Source organism: Rhizobium esperanzae (assembly GCF_014197615.1).
GTDB lineage: Bacteria > Pseudomonadota > Alphaproteobacteria > Rhizobiales > Rhizobiaceae > Rhizobium > Rhizobium esperanzae_A.
The window spans coordinates 208,035-229,493 of sequence record NZ_JACIFY010000008.1; the positions used below are offsets into that span (position 1 = coordinate 208,035).

19 protein-coding genes are annotated in these 21,459 nt (G+C 60.8%); 12 read left to right on the forward strand and 7 right to left on the reverse strand.

All coding sequences use genetic code 11. The annotated features are described in order from the left end of the window. The first annotated feature begins 53 nt into the window (after positions 1-53). The 5 genes from GGD57_RS13300 to GGD57_RS13320 are packed head-to-tail and all read left to right on the forward strand — an operon-like array spanning position 54 to position 4,808. Complete coding sequence (locus GGD57_RS13300; RefSeq protein WP_184470355.1) at positions 54-938, forward strand: carbohydrate ABC transporter permease; 885 nt, start codon at positions 54-56, stop codon at positions 936-938. Continuing rightward, a complete protein-coding gene (locus GGD57_RS13305; protein WP_184470357.1) occupies positions 938-1,783 on the forward strand; it encodes a carbohydrate ABC transporter permease in 846 nt (281 codons plus the stop codon). The genes GGD57_RS13300 and GGD57_RS13305 overlap by 1 nt, the downstream gene beginning before the upstream one ends. Further along, positions 1,780-2,802: an SIS domain-containing protein gene (locus tag GGD57_RS13310; protein ID WP_184470359.1), complete on the forward strand. Its 1,023-nt coding sequence runs from the start codon at positions 1,780-1,782 to the stop codon at positions 2,800-2,802. The genes GGD57_RS13305 and GGD57_RS13310 overlap by 4 nt, the downstream gene beginning before the upstream one ends. Further along, positions 2,803-3,732, forward strand: coding sequence for a PfkB family carbohydrate kinase (locus tag GGD57_RS13315; RefSeq protein WP_184470361.1), 930 nt, complete (start codon positions 2,803-2,805; stop codon positions 3,730-3,732). Next, entirely contained in the window at positions 3,729-4,808 is a 1,080-nt protein-coding gene (locus GGD57_RS13320; RefSeq protein WP_184470363.1) for an ABC transporter ATP-binding protein, read from the forward strand. Before GGD57_RS13315 ends, GGD57_RS13320 begins: the two co-directional genes overlap by 4 nt. Here GGD57_RS13320 and GGD57_RS13325 read toward each other — a convergent pair. The 5 genes from GGD57_RS13325 to GGD57_RS13345 form a co-directional block, all read right to left on the reverse strand. Next, complete coding sequence (locus GGD57_RS13325; RefSeq protein WP_184470365.1) at positions 4,786-5,655, reverse strand: glycoside hydrolase family 16 protein; 870 nt, start codon at positions 5,653-5,655, stop codon at positions 4,786-4,788. The genes GGD57_RS13320 and GGD57_RS13325 overlap by 23 nt on opposite strands. A 51-nt stretch (positions 5,656-5,706) precedes the next feature. Next, positions 5,707-7,188 (reverse strand): lipopolysaccharide biosynthesis protein, encoded by a 1,482-nt coding sequence (locus tag GGD57_RS13330; protein WP_184470367.1) that lies wholly within the window; start codon positions 7,186-7,188, stop codon positions 5,707-5,709. 65 nt (positions 7,189-7,253) lie between these two features. Next, the gene (locus GGD57_RS13335) at positions 7,254-8,498 is read right to left on the reverse strand and encodes a glycosyltransferase family 4 protein (RefSeq protein WP_184470369.1); all 1,245 of its coding nucleotides are present in this window, start codon (positions 8,496-8,498) and stop codon (positions 7,254-7,256) included. Continuing rightward, entirely contained in the window at positions 8,495-9,841 is a 1,347-nt protein-coding gene (locus GGD57_RS13340; RefSeq protein WP_184470371.1) for a glycosyltransferase family 4 protein, read from the reverse strand. The genes GGD57_RS13335 and GGD57_RS13340 overlap by 4 nt, the downstream gene beginning before the upstream one ends. Beyond that, the gene (locus tag GGD57_RS13345) at positions 9,841-10,578 is read right to left on the reverse strand and encodes a Crp/Fnr family transcriptional regulator (RefSeq protein WP_184470373.1); all 738 of its coding nucleotides are present in this window, start codon (positions 10,576-10,578) and stop codon (positions 9,841-9,843) included. Before GGD57_RS13345 ends, GGD57_RS13340 begins: the two co-directional genes overlap by 1 nt. A gap of 468 nt (positions 10,579-11,046) precedes the next feature. On the opposite strand from GGD57_RS13345, the gene GGD57_RS13350 reads away from it, so the two are divergent. The 5 genes from GGD57_RS13350 to GGD57_RS13370 all read left to right on the forward strand — a co-directional run bounded on the left by GGD57_RS13350 (position 11,047) and on the right by GGD57_RS13370 (position 17,637). Beyond that, the gene (locus GGD57_RS13350) at positions 11,047-11,748 is read left to right on the forward strand and encodes a sugar transferase (RefSeq protein ID WP_184470375.1); all 702 of its coding nucleotides are present in this window, start codon (positions 11,047-11,049) and stop codon (positions 11,746-11,748) included. 135 nt (positions 11,749-11,883) lie between these two features. Beyond that, positions 11,884-13,641: a GumC family protein gene (locus tag GGD57_RS13355; protein ID WP_184470377.1), complete on the forward strand. Its 1,758-nt coding sequence runs from the start codon at positions 11,884-11,886 to the stop codon at positions 13,639-13,641. Then, positions 13,638-14,660 carry a glycosyltransferase family 2 protein gene (locus tag GGD57_RS13360; RefSeq protein ID WP_184470379.1) on the forward strand — a complete coding sequence of 341 codons (1,023 nt, stop codon included), beginning with the start codon at positions 13,638-13,640 and terminating at the stop codon, positions 14,658-14,660. Before GGD57_RS13355 ends, GGD57_RS13360 begins: the two co-directional genes overlap by 4 nt. Positions 14,661-14,664: 4 nt before the next feature. Continuing rightward, positions 14,665-16,044, forward strand: a complete 1,380-nt coding sequence (locus GGD57_RS13365; RefSeq protein WP_184470381.1) for a polysaccharide biosynthesis/export family protein — start codon at positions 14,665-14,667, stop codon at positions 16,042-16,044. Between the two features lie 123 nt (positions 16,045-16,167). Further along, positions 16,168-17,637: a hypothetical protein gene (locus tag GGD57_RS13370; protein WP_184470383.1), complete on the forward strand. Its 1,470-nt coding sequence runs from the start codon at positions 16,168-16,170 to the stop codon at positions 17,635-17,637. A gap of 188 nt (positions 17,638-17,825) precedes the next feature. Here GGD57_RS13370 and GGD57_RS13375 read toward each other — a convergent pair whose 3' ends face one another. Continuing rightward, entirely contained in the window at positions 17,826-18,125 is a 300-nt protein-coding gene (locus GGD57_RS13375; protein WP_210303859.1) for a hypothetical protein, read from the reverse strand. Between the two features lie 303 nt (positions 18,126-18,428). Between GGD57_RS13375 and GGD57_RS13380 the strand changes: the two genes are divergently transcribed. Both GGD57_RS13380 and GGD57_RS13385 read left to right on the forward strand, forming a co-directional pair. Continuing rightward, the gene (locus GGD57_RS13380; protein WP_184470387.1) at positions 18,429-19,340 is read left to right on the forward strand and encodes a glycosyltransferase family 8 protein; all 912 of its coding nucleotides are present in this window, start codon (positions 18,429-18,431) and stop codon (positions 19,338-19,340) included. Positions 19,341-19,470: 130 nt separating this feature from the next. Next, positions 19,471-20,493 carry a glycosyltransferase family 2 protein gene (locus GGD57_RS13385; protein WP_184470389.1) on the forward strand — a complete coding sequence of 341 codons (1,023 nt, stop codon included), beginning with the start codon at positions 19,471-19,473 and terminating at the stop codon, positions 20,491-20,493. Between the two features lie 61 nt (positions 20,494-20,554). On the opposite strand, the gene GGD57_RS13390 is transcribed toward GGD57_RS13385, so the two are convergent. Continuing rightward, on the reverse strand, positions 20,555-21,307 hold the full coding sequence (locus tag GGD57_RS13390; RefSeq protein ID WP_184470391.1) for a Crp/Fnr family transcriptional regulator: 753 nt from the start codon (positions 21,305-21,307) through the stop codon (positions 20,555-20,557). Positions 21,308-21,459: the final 152 nt, after the last annotated feature.

Consider the following 21,459-nt stretch of genomic DNA (forward strand, 5'->3'; position numbering starts at 1 on the left):
GGCGGCCGCCGCCGCCCGGTCTCCAGAACCTATGAATGAAAAGGGTCGCCTCGATGTCGGGTACTTGGCTGACAACCCGCGCGTGGCTTCTGATGCTGCCGCTTCTCGTGGTCATGATCTCGGTGATCGGCTGGCCTCTCGTCGATACCGTCGGCCTCTCCTTCACCGATGCCAAGCTCGTCGGCACCGCGGGCAGCTTCGTCGGCATCGACAATTACGTGAAGATGCTCTCCGGCTCGAATTTCCAGCGTACGCTGATCACCACCGCCTGGTTCGCGATCGTCTCGGTCGCCGCTGAAATGGTGATCGGTGTCCTCGCCGCCCTGCTGCTGAACCAGCAATTTCGCGGCCGCACCGCGCTGCGCGCCCTGATGATCCTGCCCTGGGCGCTGCCGACCGTCGTCAACGCCACGCTCTGGCGGCTGATCTACAATCCGGAATACGGCGCGCTGAACGCTGCATTGACGCAGTTCGGCCTGCTCGATGCCTATCGGTCCTGGCTCGGCGAACCCGGCACGGCGCTCGCTGCCCTCATCGTCGCCGACTGCTGGAAGAACTTCCCGCTGGTGGCGCTGATCGCGCTCGCCGCACTCCAGGCCGTGCCGCGCGACATCACCGCCGCCTCGCTCGTCGACGGCGCCGGTCCTTTCGCCCGCTTCCGCTTCGTCATCCTGCCCTATCTCGCCGGCCCACTGATGGTGGCGCTGGTGCTGCGCACCATCGAAGCCTTCAAGGTGTTCGACATCATCTGGGTCATGACCCGTGGCGGGCCGGCGAACAGCACACGCACGCTGTCTATCCTCGTTTACCAGGAAGCCTTCTCCTTCCAGCGCGCGGGCTCGGGCGCATCGCTCGCCCTGATCGTCACGCTGCTGGTGACGCTGCTTGCCGCCGGCTACGCCGCTTTGGTACGCAAGACCGCTGGGAGTGCTGCCTGATGGAACGCCGGAGCCTGCTCTTCTCAGTCTTCATTCACCTCTCGGCGCTGCTGCTTGCCGCCGTCATCCTGGCGCCGATCCTGTGGCTCTTCATCATGAGCATCTCGCCGGCCGCCGACCTTGCCGCCAAGCCGCTGCGCTGGTGGCCGCAGGCCGTCGATTTCTCGCGATACCAGATGCTGCTGTCGACGCTCGAAAACAGCGCCGGCGCCGCCTTCACCTCATCGCTGCGCAACAGCATCGAGGTGGCCGGCATGGCGACGATCGCCGCCATCGCACTCGCCATTCCGGCCGGCTGGGCCGTGTCGCGCACGCCTTCCGTCGGCTGGTCGCTGTCGATGGTGATCGCCACCTACATGCTGCCGCCGGTGGCGCTCGCAGTACCCCTCTATATGGGCCTCTCCCATCTCGGCATGCTGAACAATGTCTTCGGCCTCGCTCTCGTTTATCTCACGATCCTCGCGCCTTTCACCACCTGGCTGATGAAATCCGGCTTCGATTCCATCCCGCGCGAAATCGAATCCGCGGCAATGATCGACGGCGCCGGACTGTTCCAGACGCTCCGGATCATCACGCTGCCGCTCGCCGCCCCGGTGGTTGCGACCTCGAGCCTCTTCGCATTCCTGCTTGCCTGGGACGAATTCTTCTATGCGCTGCTCTTCACCTCGGACCAACGCGCCAAGACGCTGACCGTCGCCATTGCCGATCTCGCCGGCGGCCGCGTTTCCGATTACGGACTGATCGCCACGGCAGGCGTGCTCGCCGCCCTGCCCCCGGTGCTGATCGGTCTCGTCATGCAACGCGCCCTGATTTCGGGGCTTACCAGTGGCGGCGTCAAGGGATGAACATGCCAACAGAAAGAAACCGGCCCACGGGGCTTGCTGCGATCGATAGCGAAATGGCCCGCCAGCACGCCGATGCGATCGCCTCCTACGAAACGGCCGGGCCGATGGCGGCGAGAGCCGCCGCCTCGCTTGAGAAAACCGGCCGCCTGCTCCTGATCGGCATGGGCGGCTCGCATGCGGTCAACCGCGCCGTCGAACCGCTCTACCGCGCGCTCGGCATCGATGCCATCGCCCTGCCGCTCTCCGAACAGCTCGGCCAGCCACTGCCGATCGCCGGCAGGACGATCTTCGTCACCTCGCAATCCGGCGAAAGCGCCGAAGTTCTGCGCTGGTTCGACGAGACCGGCGGCACGGAGGACACCTTCGGCCTGACGCTCGAAAGCAGCTCCTTCCTGGCAAGAACCGCTCCCTCGCTGGTCGGCAGCGGCGGCACCGAACTTGCCTTTGCCGCCACCCGCAGCCTGACGGTGACCTTCGCCCTGCATCTGGCAATTCTCGCCGCCCTCGGCGAAGATCCCACGACCGCACTTGCCGTCCTCAAGGCGCCGGAAGAGCATGACATCGCAGCCGCGCTCGCCGCACTCGAAAACGTCGAGACCGTCGTCACCTCGGGCCGCCGGCTGCAGGGTGTCGCCGAGGCATTGGCGCTCGGATTGACGGAATTGTCGCGCCGCCCCTGCTTTTCGCTCGAAGGCGGCCAGTTGCGCCACGGTCCGATGGAGATGCTCGGGCCTGAAATCGGCGTCGTGCTGTTTCGCGGCTTGGACGAGACGGCCGGTCTCGTCACCGTCATGGCGAATTCCGCCGTCGAAACCGGCGCCCCGGTCGTCCTGTTCGACGCGTCCGGGCAGGAACCGGTCGCCGGCGCGGTGACGATCCGTTTCGCCCCGGCAACCGGCCTTGCCGCGATCTTCGCCATACTGCCCGTCGCCCAGCGGCTGATGATCGCCTTTGCCGATGCCCGCGTCGAGAATGCCGGAACACCGGTCCGTTCAACCAAGATTACCCGGAGCGAATGAATGCGGCCGCTTGCAGTCATCGGAAACGTCAACGTCGACCTGATCCTCGGACCGGCTGCCCCCTGGCCGAAGGCCGGGACGGAGATCATCGTCGACCACGACGAGCTCAGGGTCGGCGGATCCGCCGGCAACAGCGCGCTCGCCTGGCAGGCGCTCGGCATCGAATTCGAGATCGCCGCCAATATCGGCAGCGACCAGTTCGGCCGCTGGCTCGCCGAAGCCTTCGGCCACCGCTCCGAGAAATGGCCGGTGCGCCCCGAGAGAACGACGCTCTCGGTCGGCATCACCCATCCGGACGGCGAGCGCACCTTCTTCACTACGACCGGCCACCTGCCGCGCTTCAGCCTCGCGGATGTCTTCGCCGTCCTCGACGGCGAAAGGCTCCGGGGCGGCTATGCGCTTCTCTGCGGCGCCTTCCTGACCGACGATCTGGCGAAGGAATATGACGCCTTCTTCGACTGGGCCGACAGCCATGGCATCACCGTCGCGCTCGACACCGGCTGGCCGCTCGACGGCTGGACGGAAGAAAATTGCGCGGCGACACGTGCCTGGCTTTCGCGCAGCCGCATCGCACTGCTGAACGAGGTAGAGACGACCACCCTTGCCGGCGTCGCCGACCCGATTGAGGCCGCCTGTGAAATCCGGTCGCATATGCCGGAAGGCGCAATCGTCGTCGTCAAGCGCGGCCCGGACGGCGCCGTCGCGATCGGGCCGGACGGCCTGCCGGTGTCGGTGGCCGCACCCGTCGTCAAGGTCGTCGACACGATCGGCGCCGGCGATGTCTTCAACGCCGCCTTCCTCGCCGCGCTCGCGGACGGCAAGCCTCTGCCCGCCTGCCTCACGTCAGGAACCGAGGTCGCATCGCGCGCCATCTCCACCCTGCCCCGCAGCTACAGCATCCCGTCATCGCTTCAGGAGCCCGTGCGATGAGCGCACTCGATATCCAGAACATCCGCAAGACCTATGGCGAGGTCGAGACGCTGAAAGGCATCGACATCTCCTTGGAAAGCGGCGAGTTCCTCGTGCTGCTCGGCTCGTCGGGCTGCGGCAAGTCCACATTGCTCAACATCATCGCCGGCCTCGCCGAGGCGACCAGCGGCGATATCAGCATCGCAGGGCGTTCAGTGCTCGGCGTTCATCCGAAGGACCGCGACATTGCCATGGTCTTTCAATCCTACGCGCTCTATCCCAATCTGACGGTGCACCGGAACATCGGCTTCGGCCTGGAAATGCGTAAAGTTCCGGCGCCCGAGCGCGACAAAGCGGTGCGCGATGCTGCAAAGCTGCTGCAGATCGAAAACCTCCTCGATCGCAAGCCGAGCCAGCTTTCCGGCGGCCAGCGCCAGCGCGTGGCGATCGGCCGTGCACTGGTGCGCAAACCGGAGGTGTTCCTCTTCGACGAGCCGCTCTCCAATCTCGATGCCAAGCTGCGCATGGAGATGCGCACCGAGATCAAGCGGCTGCACCAGATGCTGAAAACCACCGTGGTCTTTGTCACCCACGACCAGATCGAGGCGATGACGTTGGCAAGCCGCATCGCCGTCATGCGCGACGGCCGCATCGAGCAGCTGGGCACACCGGAGCAGATCTACAATCATCCGGCAACGCTCTATGTCGCCACCTTCGTCGGCGCGCCGCCGATGAACCTGCTGCAGGCGACGGTGCGTGACGACCGCCTGGCGCTTTCAGGCTCGGATGCCAGCCTGCCCTTGCCCGCCCGTTTTCGCGATACCGCCGGCGATATCAGGGACGTCGTCCTCGGCATCCGTCCCGAGGCGCTTCGCACCGATGGCGCCGGCCCGTCGATCGAGGCGACCCTCGAGGTCGCCGAGCTGACTGGCCCGGAACTCGTCGTCACCAGCCTTGCCGGAAACCAGCGGCTGATGGCTTGCCTGCCGCCGCGCACGCCGATCCGCGACAATGAAAAACTGACCCTCTTCTTCGACGAGGAGGCAATGCATCTCTTCGACCCGCAAACCGGCCTCAGCCTCGTTCGCCAGGGATAGGTGACGACCCGTCCTTTGCGCAATTCGCAGCGTCGACGGGCTTCCGCTTGTAAACATGGATATAGTCGACGAGCAAAATCGAAGGGTTCGGCGTTTCATCGATCGGCCAGCCCGAGCCGAGCGCCAGATTCACCAGCGGATAAAACGGCATGTGGAACTCCTTCGGCGTGTCGAAGCTCCAAAGGAATTGACGATCAAAATAGAAGCTCGTCTTGTCGGGTTGGATATCGACACCGTAGGTGTGATAATCGCTGTTCAAAATTCCATCCTGGACCTTGTTCCAATAGCCGCCGGTGGAGTTCTGCCCGCCCTGGCTCTGACGCCAGATATGGAAACCCATGCTGAATTCATAGGGCGCGCGGCCGTAATATTCCAGCACGTCGATCTCGGCAGTGTATTTCGACCGGTCGAGGCCGATGAGCCAGAAGGCCGGCCAGACGCCCTTGCCCGGCGGCAGTTTCATCCGCGCTTCGAAATAGCCGAACTGCTGCGAGAAACCTTCACCCTTCGGGTTCACCGACGACAGCAAGCCCGAACGCCATGTACCGTCGGCCCCCTTGCGCGCTTCGATCTTCAGAATTCCCTGGTCGGTGGTAAACGGAAACCCAGGAGCCGGATCGGTGAAACGGGCATCGCCGAAATCGCCGTTCCACGGCGTATGAGCGATCCAGCGGGAGCTTTTCTCTCCCCAGGCAGAAACGTCGAGACTGTCGAAATTCTCCTCGAATGTCAGCTGGTATGCATCGATATTGAGCGGTTCCTGGGCGACGCTCGGCCGGCCCGGCAACGCCCCCAGACCGAGAACGACGAGCAGGCCCAAAGCCTTAGAAGATATTCCGTAACGCATTCCGTTTCTCCGAAAACACCAAACCAAATCGCCGGGTTGCAGCTGTCTCGATCATGAGACGAGAACCCCGTTTCGCCGCGGCATCAGCCTTTGAACGATGATGGTCTCGATGCCGTCGGGCCTTCCCAGGATCTGCCACAGCAGCAGCGCGAAGGCCCAGAAGATCGCGGCTGCCGTCCCGCCGCAAAGCGCGAGGCTGGCGATCAGATTGAAGCCGACAGGCATGGGGGCGAGCATCGGCTGCACCCAGAGCAGGAAAGCGATCATCGGCAAGCTTGCGGCCAGCGGCCGGCAAAAGGAATTCAGCTGCGCGACCAATCTCGCTCCGATCAGCCGCCGGGTGATGACGAGCGACGCGGCATAGGCGACGAGCACAGCGATGATCCGAGCGCCGAGCGCGCCTTCCACCTGGAAATAGGCGATACCCAGGATGGTGACCGGCACCCTGACGGCAAACTCGGCAAACATCCTGAAAGCGAGCGAACGGGTGTTGTCGAGAACCATCGCCAATGCCGGCATGATGTTCGTGGGAAGGCCGAGCAGGCTGACGAGGCACAGCCATTGCAGGATCGGCGCGGCGGATGCCCATTTCTCGCCGACGAGGACGCGTACGGTCGGCTCAGCGAGCATGGCGAGCGCGATGAGAACGGGTGCGGCGACGAAGGTGATCGCATTCGTCGCCTTCAGATAGGCAGCGACGAGATTGCGGCGGTCCTCGACGGTGGAGAATGCCGCCATCAGCGGGCGCAGCAACGGCCCGACGAAGGTCTGGTAGGGAATCCCGGCAATATTGTCGGCGACGCTGAAAGCGCCGAACGTCGACAGGCCGGTAAAACGCGGCAGCAGCAGCCGGTCCAACTGCCAGTTGATCGAATTCAGCACCTGCGACACGGTGTTCCAGCTGATCATATCCCGGAAATGTTTCCATTCCGAAAGGCTGAACGCCGGCCGCATCGGCGCAAAGACGTAGGAGGTGATCATCGCCGCGGTCGGGCCTGCCACGGCGCCGACCGCCAGCCCCCAATAGCTGCCTGTCGTCACCGCCACACCCACGCCGAACAGCAATGTCGATCCCTTGGTGATGAGATCGAGCGCGAACTCGCGTTTGAAATCGAAACGCTGCATGAAGAGCACCATGCGCGGACTGATCATGCTGCGCATGGCAGGCGCGATCGAGAGAACGGCTACAAGGGAAAAAAGCCGAGGATCACCGTAAATCACAGCCATCGGCCAGGAGATAAGGATCATCAGCAGGCTAATGGCCGTCCCTCGAAGCAGGCTGAGGGTGAAGGCGGTGGCAAACATCTCTTGGGAAGGCGATGGCTGACGCATCAGAGCCTGCGTCAGCGGCAGATCCAGAATCGTCTCGACAATGACGAGAACCGAGGTTGCGATGGCGACCAGGCCGAAATCCGCCGGGCTCAAAAGCCTCGCCAGAATGAGCAGGCTGACGAAATCGAGCAGCCGCGCGAGGAATTTTCCACTGATCGTCCAGATGCTTGCCGTCGCCGTCCTCTGAGATACGCTTGACATGATCTGCTATATTCCTCGTCGGCGAGTTGAGAAGGTTGCGGTCGTGGCAGCTCCGGCCCCTGCCCTCAGCCCGACCGTCTTCCGAAGACCTCGGCGGATCGGCCGCCATGGTTGGAAAGCCGTTGCTCGATGAGATTGGTCATGCGATCGCGGAACACGGCGGAAGAGAATTTCAGTGCGTGCGTGCGGATCGCATGCTGATCGATATCGTCCTCGACCTCCTCGAATGCCGCCATCGTCTCCAGCAGGGCTTCCGTCGTCTGTTCGGCAAAACGGAAGCCGACCTGCGGCGACGACACGGTTTCCCTGGCGCCGCCAGCGTCGAAAGCGAGAACCGGACGGCCCGAGGCCATGGCTTCCACCGGCAGAATGCCGAAATCTTCCGTGCCCGGAAACAACAGCGCGCGGCATCGCGACAGGTGATCGCGCAGCACGTTGAAGGGCTGGTGGCCGAGAAATTCAACCGTCGGCCCGGCGATCGACTTCAGATAGGATAATTGTTCGCCCTCGCCGATCACGACCAGTTTCCGGCCTGCTTCGGTGCAAGCGCGCACAGCGATGTCAGGCCGTTTGTAGGTCGTCAGCTGTCCGGCATAGAGATAGAATTCGCCTTTCCCCTTGCCCACCGCAAAATCGTCGGTCGCAACGGGCGGATGGATAACGACGGAATCCCGGTCGTAGAAGCGGCGGATGCGGCTGGCGACATAGTCGGAGTTGGCGACGAACGTATCCACCCGCGAGGCCGTCGTCACGTCCCACGCGCGCAGCATGGGCGCGGTGATCGACATCAGGGCGCGGCCCACCCAGGGAAGGCCATGGCGGTAGACATGGAACTGGTCCCAGATATAGCGCATCGGCGAATGGCAGTAACAGACATGCAGAGCGTCGGCGCGGGTGATGATGCCCTTGGCCGGCCCGGATTCGCTGGACAGCACCAGATCGTAGTCCTGCAGATCGAACTGCTCGAGCGCGAAGGGCATCAGCGGCAGCATCTTGGTGTAATGCCGCTGTGCGCCAGGGATCTTCTGCAGGAAGGACGTGTGGATGTTGCGCGTCTTCAGGAAGTCGCTGATGCGATCGCGGTTGCAGACGAGGGTGAAGATGTCTGCCTGCGGAAACATGCGGCAAAGCTCTTCGACGACCTTCTCGCCACCGCGCATCGAAACGAGCCAGTAATGCACGATGGCGACCCGAAGTTTCCCGGTTTCGCCGGAGCTTCCGGCCTCGGCGACCCGTCTTTTTGCCATGACCGGCGCATCACCAAGAAATGCCCTCGCATCGGGAAGAGAGGTTGTTGCTTTAAGGGTCAACTGAATACTCCTTGTATCGCCGCACTGTCCGTCAACTCGGAAACCGCATTCGCCGAAATCAGGCTGCGGTATTCGGCAAGAAGCGCGTCGCGCCATTCCTCGTGTGTCGAGGCGAGGTCCGGCGACATCAGGAAAGCCCGCTCGCTCATGGCGCGGACCTCTTGCCCTGGCATTTGGTTGAATCGCGTCAAAGTATCGGCAAAAGCGCCGTGATCTGCCGTATCGCAGGCAACCGCCATGCCCGCTCTTTCCATTTCCTCGGCGAGAAAGGCGCTGCGCGACATGATGACGGGCAGACCACTCCTGGCCGCTTCGATCGCGACGAGGCCGAACGGCTCGGGATAGCGCGAGGGCATCAACAGCGCACGCGCCTTGCGGATGATCGGGCCGATCTCTGCATGCGATTGCCAGCCGACGGCCCTGACGTGATCTCCTGACGCTCTGACCAACGGCATCAACGGCCCGTCCCCGATCACGCAGAGCCTGACGCCGGCCATGCGCGTGGCAGTTATGGCGTCCTCCACGCCCTTCTCTTCGTCCAGCCGTCCGATGAACACGAACTCGTCATTGGCCTCCGCCTCGATGCGTTTGATCGAAAGTGGCGCGACGGGATTGCGGATCGTCGTCAGCCGTTCGGGCCGATAGCCGGCACCGACGAGAAAGCTCGCCATCTTCTCGTGCAGCAGGATTATCCGGCCGAAATCGGCCTGATCCTTCAAGAGCCGGAGGATATTGGAGCCGCGGGCGACCCGCCACAATTTGTGCGAATAACTTCTCTTGTCGCAAGCCGTTGCAATGCAGCTTCCGCCAAGCGGGCGTCGAAGGCAGATTTCCTGCGCCTGGTAGTCGAAGAAGGCGCCGTTGGGGCAGGCCGTGAAGAAATCATGCGCGTGAACCACGCATCGTCCGGCGACCGGCATCAGCGCCCTGAAAATCGCGGGAGACAGGATCTGGTGCCAGCCATGTACATGATAGATGGTGTTGGCGCTATCCTTTGCAGCAATCCAGTTCGCGACCATGCGGACAGCAGCGCCGTTGTGAATGCCGGTGACGAACGCCTTCGCACGCTCGGCGCTCAGCAGATCGCGGCTGTTCAGCCCGACCATCGAGACCCCCAGTGCGACAAGTTCCGCATTGGCAGCGTCGTCTCCGCAAATATAGGTCACCGGGATATCGAGCCCGCGGAAAAGCTTGGCAGACAGCACCGCCAGGCCGGTCGCACCGCCTCTGGCCACCGAGTAGTCGTCGATGATGACCACGCGATCGATCTTCGTCTTGCCCGGGCCGGGAAAACGGCCGACGCTTGCGACGGATCGGACGGCCTCGGAAAGCGACGGGCGCATCACTTCACCGAAACCGCGCCATTGGCACAGGCTTCCAGCGCCTTTCGGTTGAGGATGCGGATCTTGCCCTGCCCCCCGTCGATGATCTTGCCTTCGCGCAGGCGCCGCAGGCATTGATTGACCTTCTCGCGGGACGCCGGCAGCGTTGCGGCCAGATCATTTTGCGAGATGATCAGCTCGTCCCCGCTGTTTGCCGCGTCTTTTCCATAGACAGCGGAGAGCCGCAGCAGCGTGCTGGCCAGCCTCGACTGCAGGCTCGACGCAGCATTCGCAATGATCCGCAGTTCAAGCTCCGAAATACGCGCCAGCGCCCTGGAGAAGACCTTTTCGCGAAAGCTGGGATCGCTGGCATACATGTCGCGCAGCAGCCGGCCTTCGAAGAAATGCAGCTCACAGTTGGAAGCGGCTCGGTATTCGAGGCTCAACGTTTGCCTGCGCAGAACCTCGAGCTCGCCGATCAGGCCTGATTTCGGGATGATCTCGACGATGAATTCCCTGCCGTCGGGTAGCATCGTACTTGCGCTGACCACCCCCGTATGCACGCGAGCGAACATATCGATCAGGACGCCGGCGCCTGCGATGACCTCGCCGCGCCGGAAGCGTCGGACGCTCGACCGGCAGGAAAGAAACTCGTCATCGAGCACGATGCGGCGGTCGAGATGAATGCCGCCGTTCGCCGAAATCGCCACCTTGCCGATGCCGGCCCTGCGATCCGATGCCTGTGTCGCCCCATCCATGAGCATAACTCCGAATACTCGAATGATCATAGTCAATGCTGCACTGCAGCGATTATATTACATTCACAGGCAAGTCAAATAATGAAACAAATAAAATTCGCAAATTCAAATATTGTCCTTAATTACAAATCAGAAATACATCGTATTCCGAAGCATAAATCGGAAATTTCGAAATAATATTCGAATAGCTTACTCATGCATCCACCCAGAAGCCAAACGCATTAAAAAGCGGCAACTGCCGAAATAGCGATATAAAAATACAGATAAATCTCGGATGATTAATCACCTATATGTAGATTAGATCGCGATTTAGAATGATAATAATTTGATAGGAGCACGATCAAAATTCTATTCTGCAAATTTAGTAGCATAAAGAATTTATTAAGGATTATGACTTTGGTAACAGACAACCAGAGTGCGGCGCAGCAAAATTTAACCGTTCTTAATCCGAAAGTTTTGGAGACCCCGATGGCATGGGAAGCACATAGTTTCGAGTCATGGTCGCGTGTCGGACGGTCTGCGAAAAGCGACGACATCCATGCGTCCCGGCCTCATGCTGCAGGCAGATCGTCCAAACGCGCGCTCGATCTCCTGATGGCGGTCGCCGCCCTGATCCTGCTTTCGCCGCTTCTGCTGCTCGTCGCAATGATCGTGAAGTTCTCCGATCGCGGCCCGATCTTCTATTCCCATACGCGCATCGGCTTCGGCGGGGCGCCATTCGGATGCCTCAAATTTCGCACGATGAAGACCGATGCGAGCGCTCAGCTTGCCGAATTGCTGCAAAACAACCCGGCTGCGCGAAGCGAATGGGAAGCGACGCACAAGCTGAAGGATGACCCGAGGATCACGGCCGTCGGCGAGATCCTGAGGAGATCGAGCATCGACGAGCTTCCCCAGCTGATCAACGTCCTACGCGGTGAAATGAGCCTGGTCGGCCCCCGGCCGATTACCGCCGAGGAATTGCCGCGCTACGGCGAACATATCTGGGCCTATATGGCCGTTCGACCTGGACTCACGGGTCACTGGCAGACCAGCGGTCGCAACGATGTCAGCTACGAGCACCGGGTTTCCCTCGACGTTCACTACGTCGACAACTGGTCGCTCGGCCGCGACTTCGTCATCATCGCCAAGACCATTCCCGCTCTGTTTACGCAGCGTGGCTCGTACTGAGCATCAAAGCGGAGAGCTGCCGATCATGCCCGAAATCGGAAGGCACGCTCCTCCCCCCGCCCCTTTCGAGCTGAAACCACCTGGTCCCCCGGTACCTGACGACCCCGCGATATCGCCGTTTTGGATGAGCCCAACATGACCTCAAGCACGATCTTCAGTGGTGTTTCTCCGATATCGCTGCCGGCCGCACCCACTGGCGGGAATTCGCCGCTGACATTGCGGGACATGCTTTTCTTTCTCAGGATGCGCTGGCTATGGATCGTGGCAACGACGATCGCTTTCCTCGCAGTGGCTGGGAGCTACCTGCTGACCGCCGAGCCGAGTTTCGTTGCCAGCACGCAGCTCGTGATTTTCCCCCAGGTGAGCGGCTCCGAAGCACAGAGGGCTTTCGCGGAAGACGCATTCATAGAGGGGCAGCTGGAAATTGCCAGATCCAGCGATGTCGTCGGCGGAACGGTAAAGGCGCTTAACCTCGATACCGACGCCGATTTCGTCGATCAGACGCCTTCGCTGCAGGACAGGGCAAAGAGCTGGTTGATGGGGATCTCTTCAGATCCGGATCTATCTCAAGAAACGGCGGCCGCGGGAACGAATGAAAGACGACCGCAGACCGAGGAGGAGCGGATCTACGACCGGGCGATCGCCACGCTGGCGAACATGGTGGGAATACGCCGGATCGGCAGTTCGACGATTATCGAGATTTCGGCTGCGGCGTCGTCCCCCCAGAAGGCCGTCGACATCGCCGACACGCTCGCCAAGCAGTATATCCAGAAGAATATCGCGATGAAGGCCGATGCCTCCCGGCAATATAGCGAATGGCTGGAAAAATTCGTCAGCGAGCAGCAGCGTGGACTGGCCGAAGCTGCCAGCGCCCTGGCCAGCTTCACCAGCAATCCGCGCGATCAGTTCAAGCTTGCGGAGTTGCAGAGTGCGACAGATGCTCGCCGCACCCTCTATGAAAATACCTTGAACCAGCTGACTGAAGCCAGGCAGCGCATCACCTACCCGGTATCCGACGCCACGATCGTCTCGCGGGCCACGCTGCCTCTTTCCAAAGCCAGACCACGCAGCGCGCTCATCATCGCCTTTGCGGCGGCGGTCGGTCTTGGCGCCGGCCTGGCACTTGCCATGATAAGGCATGCCGGCGATCGCCGGATCGTCCGCCCCCATCAGATCGCGGAAGCCGGTGAGCTGCCCTTGGTCACGATGCTCGAGACATCGAAAAACACCCGGGATGGACATCGCCCGCCTTTCCTCGCCGCCGGCACAGGCAGCAGCACCGCAGCCGCCTATCCGGTTATTCCTGGCATGGCGGAACTGAGCGCGACCGTCGTCGGTCTTCGGCGCAAGCGCCGGGTCGTCATCGGGATCGTCGCCGTCAATCCCGGCGGCGGAGCATCGACCATAGCATGTGAACTTGCCGCGCTGTCGTCGACATCAGGGGCTCAGACGCTGCTGATCGATGCGGCCGCGCAGAAATCCTCGCTCAGCAAATCGATCGCACCCCATAGTTCCACCGGTCTCGTCGATGTCCTCGACAATGGCGAACTGATCCAGACGGCGGCATTGCCCCTCACCCCGACGCTGAAATTCCTTCCCCTCGGCGAGGTCGAAGCGGTGACACCGGCCATTCGCTTGAGTTCACGCCGCACGCAGTTGAGTTTCGCCAACCTGAAAAAAGAGTTCGACGCCATATTCGTCGATATTTCCGCATTCTCCGCTTCGCCCGATGCCAACGCGATCGCGCCGGAGCTGGACGGCGTCCTCGTCGTCACTTCGCACGGACGCACCTCGATCGACGACACCCTGCGCGTCATCGACACGCTGCGCAATGTCGGCGCCGAAATCCTCGGCGTGATCATCAACCATGCGCCGAAGAGAATGCAGTCATGACCTCGACTTCGGCAGAAACAACCAGGCAGGACGGTTCGCTGAGGCGGGCGTCCGTTCCTTGCGGCCCTGAAGCCGTGAGCGCGGGCGAGCGCCGCCCATTGCGCATTGCCGTCGGGATCGCTTCGGCAGGCCGCCCCTCGATATTGCGGGAAACGGTCGATTATCTCACGAGCCTGCCGGATCGGGCCGAGCGGCTGATCGTCTGCGTGCCGGTGATCGACGACGCAGCCGGGCTCACCGACCGCCTCGACGTGGAAGTCATCGTCGGCAGCCGTGGCCTGACCACCCAGCGCAACAGCATCATCGCGGCCGCCGCAGCCGATACGGATCTTCTGATCTTCCTGGACGACGACTTCATTCCCGCCGCGAGCTTCCTGTCGCGGATTGCCGCCGTCTTTGCGACAAAGCCCGACGTGGCGATTGCCACCGGCGAAGTCCTGGCCGACGGCGTCCTCGACGGCGGCCTCAGCATGTCGAAAGCGTTGCAAGTTCTTAAAGCCGCCGGCGAAGGCGCCGAAAAGGTAACAGAGGTCTACAACGCTTACGGATGCAACATGGCGGTTCGTCTGTCATCTGTTCTCGAGCACGACCTGACTTTTGACGAGCAGCTGCCGCTCTATGGCTGGCTCGAGGACGTCGATTTCAGCCGGTCCCTCGCCCGTTACGGCAGGTCCGTGCGTGTCGAGGGCGCCCGCGGCGTGCATCTGGGCGTCCGATCCGGGCGCCAGCCCGGCCGAAGGCTTGGTTATTCGCAGGTTGCCAATCCCGTCTATCTGATCCGCAAGGGCACGATGTCGAAGGGCCGCGCAATCGCACAGATCGGCCGCAACATCCTGGCGAACGCGTCGGGCCTCTTGTTCAAAGATCGCTTGGTGGACCGGTGGGGACGTTTGAACGGCAATGTGCTGGCGCTGGCCGATCTTCTCGTCGGCCACGCCTCGCCGTCCCGCATACTCGAACTCGGCCATCCGTCGCCGCGCGAGATGCCTTCACCGTCGATTGCGACGAAACGGAGATAGATCAATGCAGCCTACATCCTGGTCCGATCGCTTTGTCTCCGCGGCACTCGCTTTGCTGGCATTCTCCTGCCTGACCGGCTGGAGCGTCGCCCATGCACAAACAACCACCCTCGTGCCGGAGGACAAGGTAAGACTGCGCGTCGTCGAATGGCGCTCATCGGATTCCCGCTATGCCAGCTGGGAAGCTCTGGACGGCGTCTATACCATCGACGATACCGGCGACCTGTCGATTCCGATCGCCGGCCACGTAGAGGCAACGGGAAAGACGACCGAAGAACTCGCCGATGCCATCGCCGGCGCACTGGCCGAAAAGGCCAACCTTCCCGGCAAGCCATATATCGCCCTGGAAATTGCCGAGCACGCCCCGATCTTCGTGACCGGAACGGTGCAAACTCCCGGGCGCTACCCTTTTGAACCCAACATGACTGTCATGAAGGCCGTCAGCATCGCGGGTGGCTTTTTGCGGGAGCGCGAGGACAATACCTATTTCGAGCGCGACCGGATCCAGGCTGCCGGCGCCTACCGAACCGCCGTTCTCAACCGGCGCGATCTCTTGATGCGGCAGGCGCGGCTGCGCGCGGAGATCGCCGGCGAGCAGAGTTTCGAGATCCCTGCCGAACTCGCCGGAACGGCCGATGTCGACAAGCTGAAAGCACAGGAATTGAACCTGATGCGGCTACGGCGCGTCGATGTCGATAGTCAGATCGAAGCGGCAAACGACCTCACCCGTCTCTATGGCCAGCAGGTCGAGTCGCTTACAGCCAAGATCAGTTCGCAAAAACGGCAGATCGACCTTGCCCAGAAGGAACTGGACAACGTCAACAACCTGATGAGCAAGGGCCTGGTCAGCAACTCCCGTCAGGTTTCGGTCGACCGCTGGGTGGCGGATGCACAGGGCACGCTGATCGATCTCGAAGTCGCACTGACCACGGCCCGTCAGGGCCTCAGCGAGGCCGACCGTTCGAAGATCAACATCGTCAACAGGCAAAACAGCGAAAACCAGGAACTGCTCAACCAGGTCAATCTCGCAATCGGCAGGGCGGCGATCGATATCCAGGTGGCCCAGCTTCTGGGCGAACAGGCCGGCTACGACACTCAACTGGCCCAGATCAATACCGACGCGCCGGGCCTCGGCAAAGCGCAGAAGAACTACAGGATCGTGCGTCGCAATGACGACGGAACTTCCCGCACCATCGCGGCGGACGAGCAAACCGCATTGCTGCCGCACGATCTCGTCGAGGTCGGTTTAGACACGAATCTTCAGGGGCCATCTCCGGCGCCGCAGACCGCACCGCAGAAACAGAGCTCGGCAGCCATCTCGTCCGATGTGGCCGGAGATAATCGGCCGGCCCCCGGCTGGATATCGCCGACAGGATCGAATTAGGAGGCGGCTGTGATGATCGACGACAGTGGGCGGATCTCGCCTCGCACATCACGCCGGAAGATGGATGCCGGCTTTCGGCAAAAGCGGCCTCGGCTGCTCCCCCTTCGGATCGGGATCTGAAGCATGTCGATAGAACCGATCGGTTTCATCGTTCTGCTGCTCGGGGTGCTCTGCGTGGTCAACGGCGCTCGATTTGCAATTACGATCCTCTGCCTGTCGACGCTGCTGGGCGCCGCAGCGGCTCTACAATTGCCCGCGCTCGGCGGCAGCAGCATCCAGCCAAGCCATCTTTTGGTGCTCTTTCTCGTTGTGGCGGCGCTGCTGCGTCCGGCTCAAACGCAGGCCATGCTGGCCAGCATTGCCTATCCAGGTCCCGGCTTCTGGTTTGCCGCCTACATCCTGTTTTCCGTGGCATCGTCTTTCTTCCTGCCCCGCATCTTTGCAGGCGCGACCCTCGTCTACTCCTCTGCACGAGATGCCTCAGGCATGATGTCGACGGTGGCCGCCCCGCTGTCGCCGGGCTCGTCCAATCTCAGCCAGTCTGTCTACCTGCTCGGCGACCTGGCCTGCTTTGCCGTCATCGCCGGGCTTGCTCAGCTCGGCTATGCCCGTTTCATCGCGCAACAGTTGATCGTGGCGTCGATCGCATGTTTTGTTCTGGCGCTGCTTGATATCGGAACCTTCCTGACCGGCCAGTCCTACCTGCTCGATGTCATCAGGAATGCGAATTATACCATGCATACGGCCGAGACGATCAGCGGCTTCAAACGCATCGTCGGCGGCTTTCCCGAAGCGAGCATTTATGGCGCCGTCGCGCTGGCCTATTTTTCCTTCACGCTGATGCTCTGGCTGGAGCGCGTTCAAAGCCGCATGGCGGGACTTGCAACACTTTTCATCGGCCCGACGATCGTCCTTTGCACCTCGACCACCGCCTATATTGCGGGCATCTTCGTTGTCTCCATGTTCGTGCTGTTCTGCCTGAAACGGCTGATAGGCGGCCCGGCCACGACACCCCACGTGACACTCCTGGTGATCACGCTGTTCCTGATCCCTTGCGCCATCGCTGCCCTCAACCTTGTTCCCGATGCCTGGAATTCCCTCGCCGATCTCGCGACGACCACCCTGTCTGACAAGCTCCAATCGCAATCCGGCGAAGAACGCACCGCCTGGAATACGCTGGCATTGATCGCATTTGTCGATACCGCCACCTTCGGCGCCGGGCTCGGCACGGTCCGAGCCTCGAGTTTTATCGCGGCATTGCTTTCCAATGTCGGATTGACCGGCACTCTTCTCTTCGCCACCTTCCTCTACAGCCTTGCAAGAGCGTCCGGCCGGCGCATATCGGGCGATGGTGAGACGCACGCGATCGGAACCGCCGCAATTATGGCATCAATCGCCCAGGTCGCCTCGGCGGCCATATCGGGAAGCGGCACCGATCTCGGCCTGCTGTTCAGCACCACGGCGGGTCTGGCGACCGGATGCCTTGCCGTCACCGATATCTCGCCGCGACGCACGATTCGATCGCTTACCAACCGGCCTTCGCTGGAGACATCGACAGCTCTGATGAGAGCGCCGATGTTTTCAACACGATGATATCAGCGCTCGAACTCCGCCCCGGCGCGGATTGGTCTCATCAAACCAGCGGCGTATCCGCACTCGGTCGGAGCCGGCCGGCCGTGTCGTATTTTTCCCCGTCGTGTCTTTCAAGGATCGCCGCTGGAAGCCGCCCGTCGGCCGAACGCAGTCCTGCAGTCGGGCATGCTGAGGGCTCTACGTCAACATCAGCCTTGCGGGCGCTCATGGGTGGTCGCGACGTTGTCTGCGACGGAATTATTTTCCCGCGCCCTGGCACTGCGCCGCAAAAACCCCGACACGAACACGCCTGCCAGATAGCCGGTTTCCATGAACGCGAGGATGGCGACACCGGAGAGGATCGCCGCGATCACGGAAGAGCCATCGGCAAAAGCCACGCCGCCGAAGCCGATTGCCACGAGGAATGCAAAAATTGCGAAAGCCCAGGCACGGATGGACGCCCCGGCAGCGATCGAAATCACGACTGCCACACCTGTGGTGATCAGCATGGCGATCTCCCTTCCCTCTGCATTCCGACAGGGATCCCGGCACCGACGACCGTAGCGCGAAACAAGATGTCGAAACACAGCCTGCTGACAGGCAAGGCACTCTTCATGGTGAATATCTCAACAATGAACACACATAAGCCGCCGGCAACCAGATCCGCTTCAGCCACACCAGACTGGTCGCGGCTATATATACCGAAGGGGGCCTTCATATGACAGACCCATGGGCTCAATTCACAACCGCTCCCTCGACCGGAAAGACGATGCCGGTTTATTCGTATTGCGCACAATCGGAAGGGTGATGGCATGAACAATCAATGTGTCGTCTACGTCACGGATGTCGAGTATTCATTTCCGACTATTCTCTCGGCGCTTCAGGCTCGCAAATTCGCCAGCCCCGCAACCGATGTCTGCGTGCTCATGTCGGAACATCTCGATAATTTCGAAGAACTCAAAGCCCTGCTCGCAACGAGCGGGGTCGACTTGATCGATGCGACCGAAGCGCTGCAGGACTCGCTCGGCAAGCTCGACGGATCGCATTTCCAGGGACGCATCAGCGTCAGCACCATGGCCAAGCTGGTCCTTTGCGAGATCCTGCCTGCCAACTATACCCAGATCATCTACCTCGATGGGGATACGCAGATCGTCAGCGATCTCGGGAAGCTCGAAAGTGCCACTGTGCCCGAGGGCAGGTTTTTCGCAGCGCGCGACTACACGGCGATCCATGACTTCCTCGACACGGGAAAGAGCAGCCACTATTTCAATGCGGGGGTCCTGAAATTCCATCGCAACGGCTGGATCGGACAGGAGGCGCTTGCGCTTTTCGCCAGAAATCCAGAGGCCTGCGAGGGCAAACATGATCAGGGTGCGTTGAATTATGTTTGCGGTTCATCGCTCATCCTCGTTTCGAACCGCTGGAACTTTCCCAAACAGTTCCTTCATCTGGTGAACATGTCCTCCTTGTCGATCGTCCATTACATGGCGCATCCGAAGCCGTGGCATGGCACGTTCTTTCCCTGGACCGACAGAGAAAGCCAAGTATACGTCGATTTGCGCAAAGCCCATCCGATTTATAACGCGCTGTATCGCGGAATAAACTTCGATCGTAAGTTCCTGTATAAGTACCGGTCGGTGCGAGCCCGGATCAACCACGCCATCCAAAGGAGCGGCCCCAACCCGCGGGTCCAAAGCCTGCTGGTTGGCGATTACGCCGTATGAAGCATCATTGGTTCGCTTGGGATGAAGATCGCGTGGCTGATCTCAGCAGCGCCGGTCGAGCCTTGGATTGCGGGCGCAAGCACAAGTATTCATCCATTCATTCCAGGATGGATAATGTTCAGGACAGAATATGAGCTATAGGGCTTCCGCCGCCAGTATCTCGCATTACGCCAAAGCCCGCCTGCGCCGGTCGCTCAAGGCCCGTCAGCTTCGCTACGACCTGCTGCGCAGCGGGCTCAAGCAGGCGCGTCACGTCGTCGTCTGCGTCATCCGTGACGAGGGGCACCGGCTGGCATTTTTTCTCCAGTATTATCGCGATCTCGGCTTCGAGCATTTCATCTGCATCGATAACGGCTCGACAGACGGCACGGTGGAGCTGCTGTCCAGCTTCGACGATGTCTCTCTTCTTTCGGCTCACGGGTCCTACAAGGCAGCGAGATTCGGAAACGACTGGATCAACGAAGTCATCAACAGGCACTGCCGCGGGAAATGGGTTCTCTATGTCGATGCGGACGAGTTCCTGGTCTATCCGCATTGCGATACACGGCCGATCGATCAATTGACCGCCTATATCGATTCCACCGGCGGCCATTCGCTGCGCTCTGTGATGATCGACATGTATAGCTCGCATCCCGTTCTCGAAAACATCTGCGAACCCGGCCGCAATCCGCTTGAGGTCTGCAATCTCTTCGACCGATCCGGCTACGTCGCGCATTTCGACAAACGCAACTGGACGATATGGATCAAAGGAGGCGTTCGCGGGCGCGTCTATTTCCACGACCGGCTCTGGGACGGCCCCGCGCTCAACAAGATACCTCTCGTCTATGTGGCGGGGGAACGTCTTTTTCTCAAGTCGTCACACCAGGTCTGGCCGCTCTCTCTGAATCTGGGCGACATGCACGGAGCGCTCGGCGTATCCGGCGCGCTGCTGCATTTCAAGTTCCTGTCGACCTTCGTGCATAAGGTTGCTGACGCCGAGCACCGATCACAGCACACGGAGGAATATAAGGTATATTCCGCGGGCAAAGACATGGACGACTTCGTCTGTGACGATACGGGCACCTACAGAAGCTGGAAAGACCTCTCCGATCACGGTCTCATCCAGGGTGAAGGTTGGAAATACTGGAGGAATGCGTCAGAGAGCGAGGTCTGAGACTCGCAGCCGCAGCGGCGGATCGCGGGAGTTTTCCGCAGCTCCCTCCACGGAACGAAGCTCAGGCGAGGGATGTCTCGCCCTCGGCATAAGCTTCAAGCGCTTTTCGATTGAGAATACGGATTTTGCCTTGCGTCCCGTCGACCACTTTGCTCTCGCGCAAGCGCCGCAGGCACTGGTTGACCTTTTCACGCGATGCCGGCAGCGTCGCGGCAAGGTCATGTTGGGAGATGATCAGTTCATCGCCGCTGTTCTGCGCATCCGTTCGATACAAGGAGGAAAGACGCAGCAACGTCCAGGCCAATCTCTGCCTCAAATTCGATCCGGCGTTGGAAATGATCCTCAGCTCGAGTTCAGAAACACGCGCCAGCGCCTTCGACAGGATCTTCACCTGGAATTGCGGATCGTTCGCACATAGGTCCCGCAGCAAACGGCCGTCGAAGTAATGCAGTTCACAATCCGACGAGGCCCGATATTCGAGATTGAGAGATTGCTTGCGCAGCACCTCCAGCTCGCCGATCAAGCCGCCTTTCGGAATGATCTCCACGATAAACTCCCGCCCATCGGCAAGCGGGGTGCTTGCCCTCACCATTCCGCGATGGACGCGAGCGAACATATCGATGAGGACACCAGCACCGGCAATAACCTCACCGCGGCGAAATTTTCGAACACTCGTGCGGCAAAACGGAAACTCGTGATCCAAATCCGCCCGGCGGCCGTATTCATGACCTGCAGGCCCTGAAGTAACCGCTTCACCCGTTCGCGGAGCGCTTTCCTCAGTCCTGCCGCCTCGGATGTTAATCATCCCGTCCATTACAAGCAACTCCACGCAGACTAATTGATTTACCGCCGCCGGAAACATTCGTAATGTCTCAAATTAGAAAGTCAAATAATAATAATATAAAATTTTCGTGTTAAAACTATACATAAAACTGATTGATACTCATATTTTAATATCTTAAAATT

What these genes read in the sequence shown, in the direction of transcription:
- GGD57_RS13300 (WP_184470355.1), top strand. Translation starts at nt 54, where the DNA reads ATGTCGGGTACTTGGCTGACAACCCGCGCGTGGCTTCTGATGCTGCCG.
- GGD57_RS13305 (WP_184470357.1), top strand. Translation starts at nt 938, where the DNA reads ATGGAACGCCGGAGCCTGCTCTTCTCAGTCTTCATTCACCTCTCGGCG.
- GGD57_RS13310 (WP_184470359.1), top strand. Translation starts at nt 1,780, where the DNA reads ATGAACATGCCAACAGAAAGAAACCGGCCCACGGGGCTTGCTGCGATC.
- GGD57_RS13315 (WP_184470361.1), top strand. Translation starts at nt 2,803, where the DNA reads ATGCGGCCGCTTGCAGTCATCGGAAACGTCAACGTCGACCTGATCCTC.
- GGD57_RS13320 (WP_184470363.1), top strand. Translation starts at nt 3,729, where the DNA reads ATGAGCGCACTCGATATCCAGAACATCCGCAAGACCTATGGCGAGGTC.
- GGD57_RS13325 (WP_184470365.1), bottom strand. Translation starts at nt 5,655, where the DNA reads ATGCGTTACGGAATATCTTCTAAGGCTTTGGGCCTGCTCGTCGTTCTC.
- GGD57_RS13330 (WP_184470367.1), bottom strand. Translation starts at nt 7,188, where the DNA reads ATGTCAAGCGTATCTCAGAGGACGGCGACGGCAAGCATCTGGACGATC.
- GGD57_RS13340 (WP_184470371.1), bottom strand. Translation starts at nt 9,841, where the DNA reads ATGCGCCCGTCGCTTTCCGAGGCCGTCCGATCCGTCGCAAGCGTCGGC.
- GGD57_RS13345 (WP_184470373.1), bottom strand. Translation starts at nt 10,578, where the DNA reads ATGGATGGGGCGACACAGGCATCGGATCGCAGGGCCGGCATCGGCAAG.
- GGD57_RS13350 (WP_184470375.1), top strand. Translation starts at nt 11,047, where the DNA reads ATGGCATGGGAAGCACATAGTTTCGAGTCATGGTCGCGTGTCGGACGG.
- GGD57_RS13355 (WP_184470377.1), top strand. Translation starts at nt 11,884, where the DNA reads ATGACCTCAAGCACGATCTTCAGTGGTGTTTCTCCGATATCGCTGCCG.
- GGD57_RS13360 (WP_184470379.1), top strand. Translation starts at nt 13,638, where the DNA reads ATGACCTCGACTTCGGCAGAAACAACCAGGCAGGACGGTTCGCTGAGG.
- GGD57_RS13365 (WP_184470381.1), top strand. Translation starts at nt 14,665, where the DNA reads ATGCAGCCTACATCCTGGTCCGATCGCTTTGTCTCCGCGGCACTCGCT.
- GGD57_RS13370 (WP_184470383.1), top strand. Translation starts at nt 16,168, where the DNA reads ATGTCGATAGAACCGATCGGTTTCATCGTTCTGCTGCTCGGGGTGCTC.
- GGD57_RS13375 (WP_210303859.1), bottom strand. Translation starts at nt 18,125, where the DNA reads ATGCTGATCACCACAGGTGTGGCAGTCGTGATTTCGATCGCTGCCGGG.
- GGD57_RS13380 (WP_184470387.1), top strand. Translation starts at nt 18,429, where the DNA reads ATGAACAATCAATGTGTCGTCTACGTCACGGATGTCGAGTATTCATTT.
- GGD57_RS13385 (WP_184470389.1), top strand. Translation starts at nt 19,471, where the DNA reads ATGAGCTATAGGGCTTCCGCCGCCAGTATCTCGCATTACGCCAAAGCC.
- GGD57_RS13390 (WP_184470391.1), bottom strand. Translation starts at nt 21,307, where the DNA reads ATGGACGGGATGATTAACATCCGAGGCGGCAGGACTGAGGAAAGCGCT.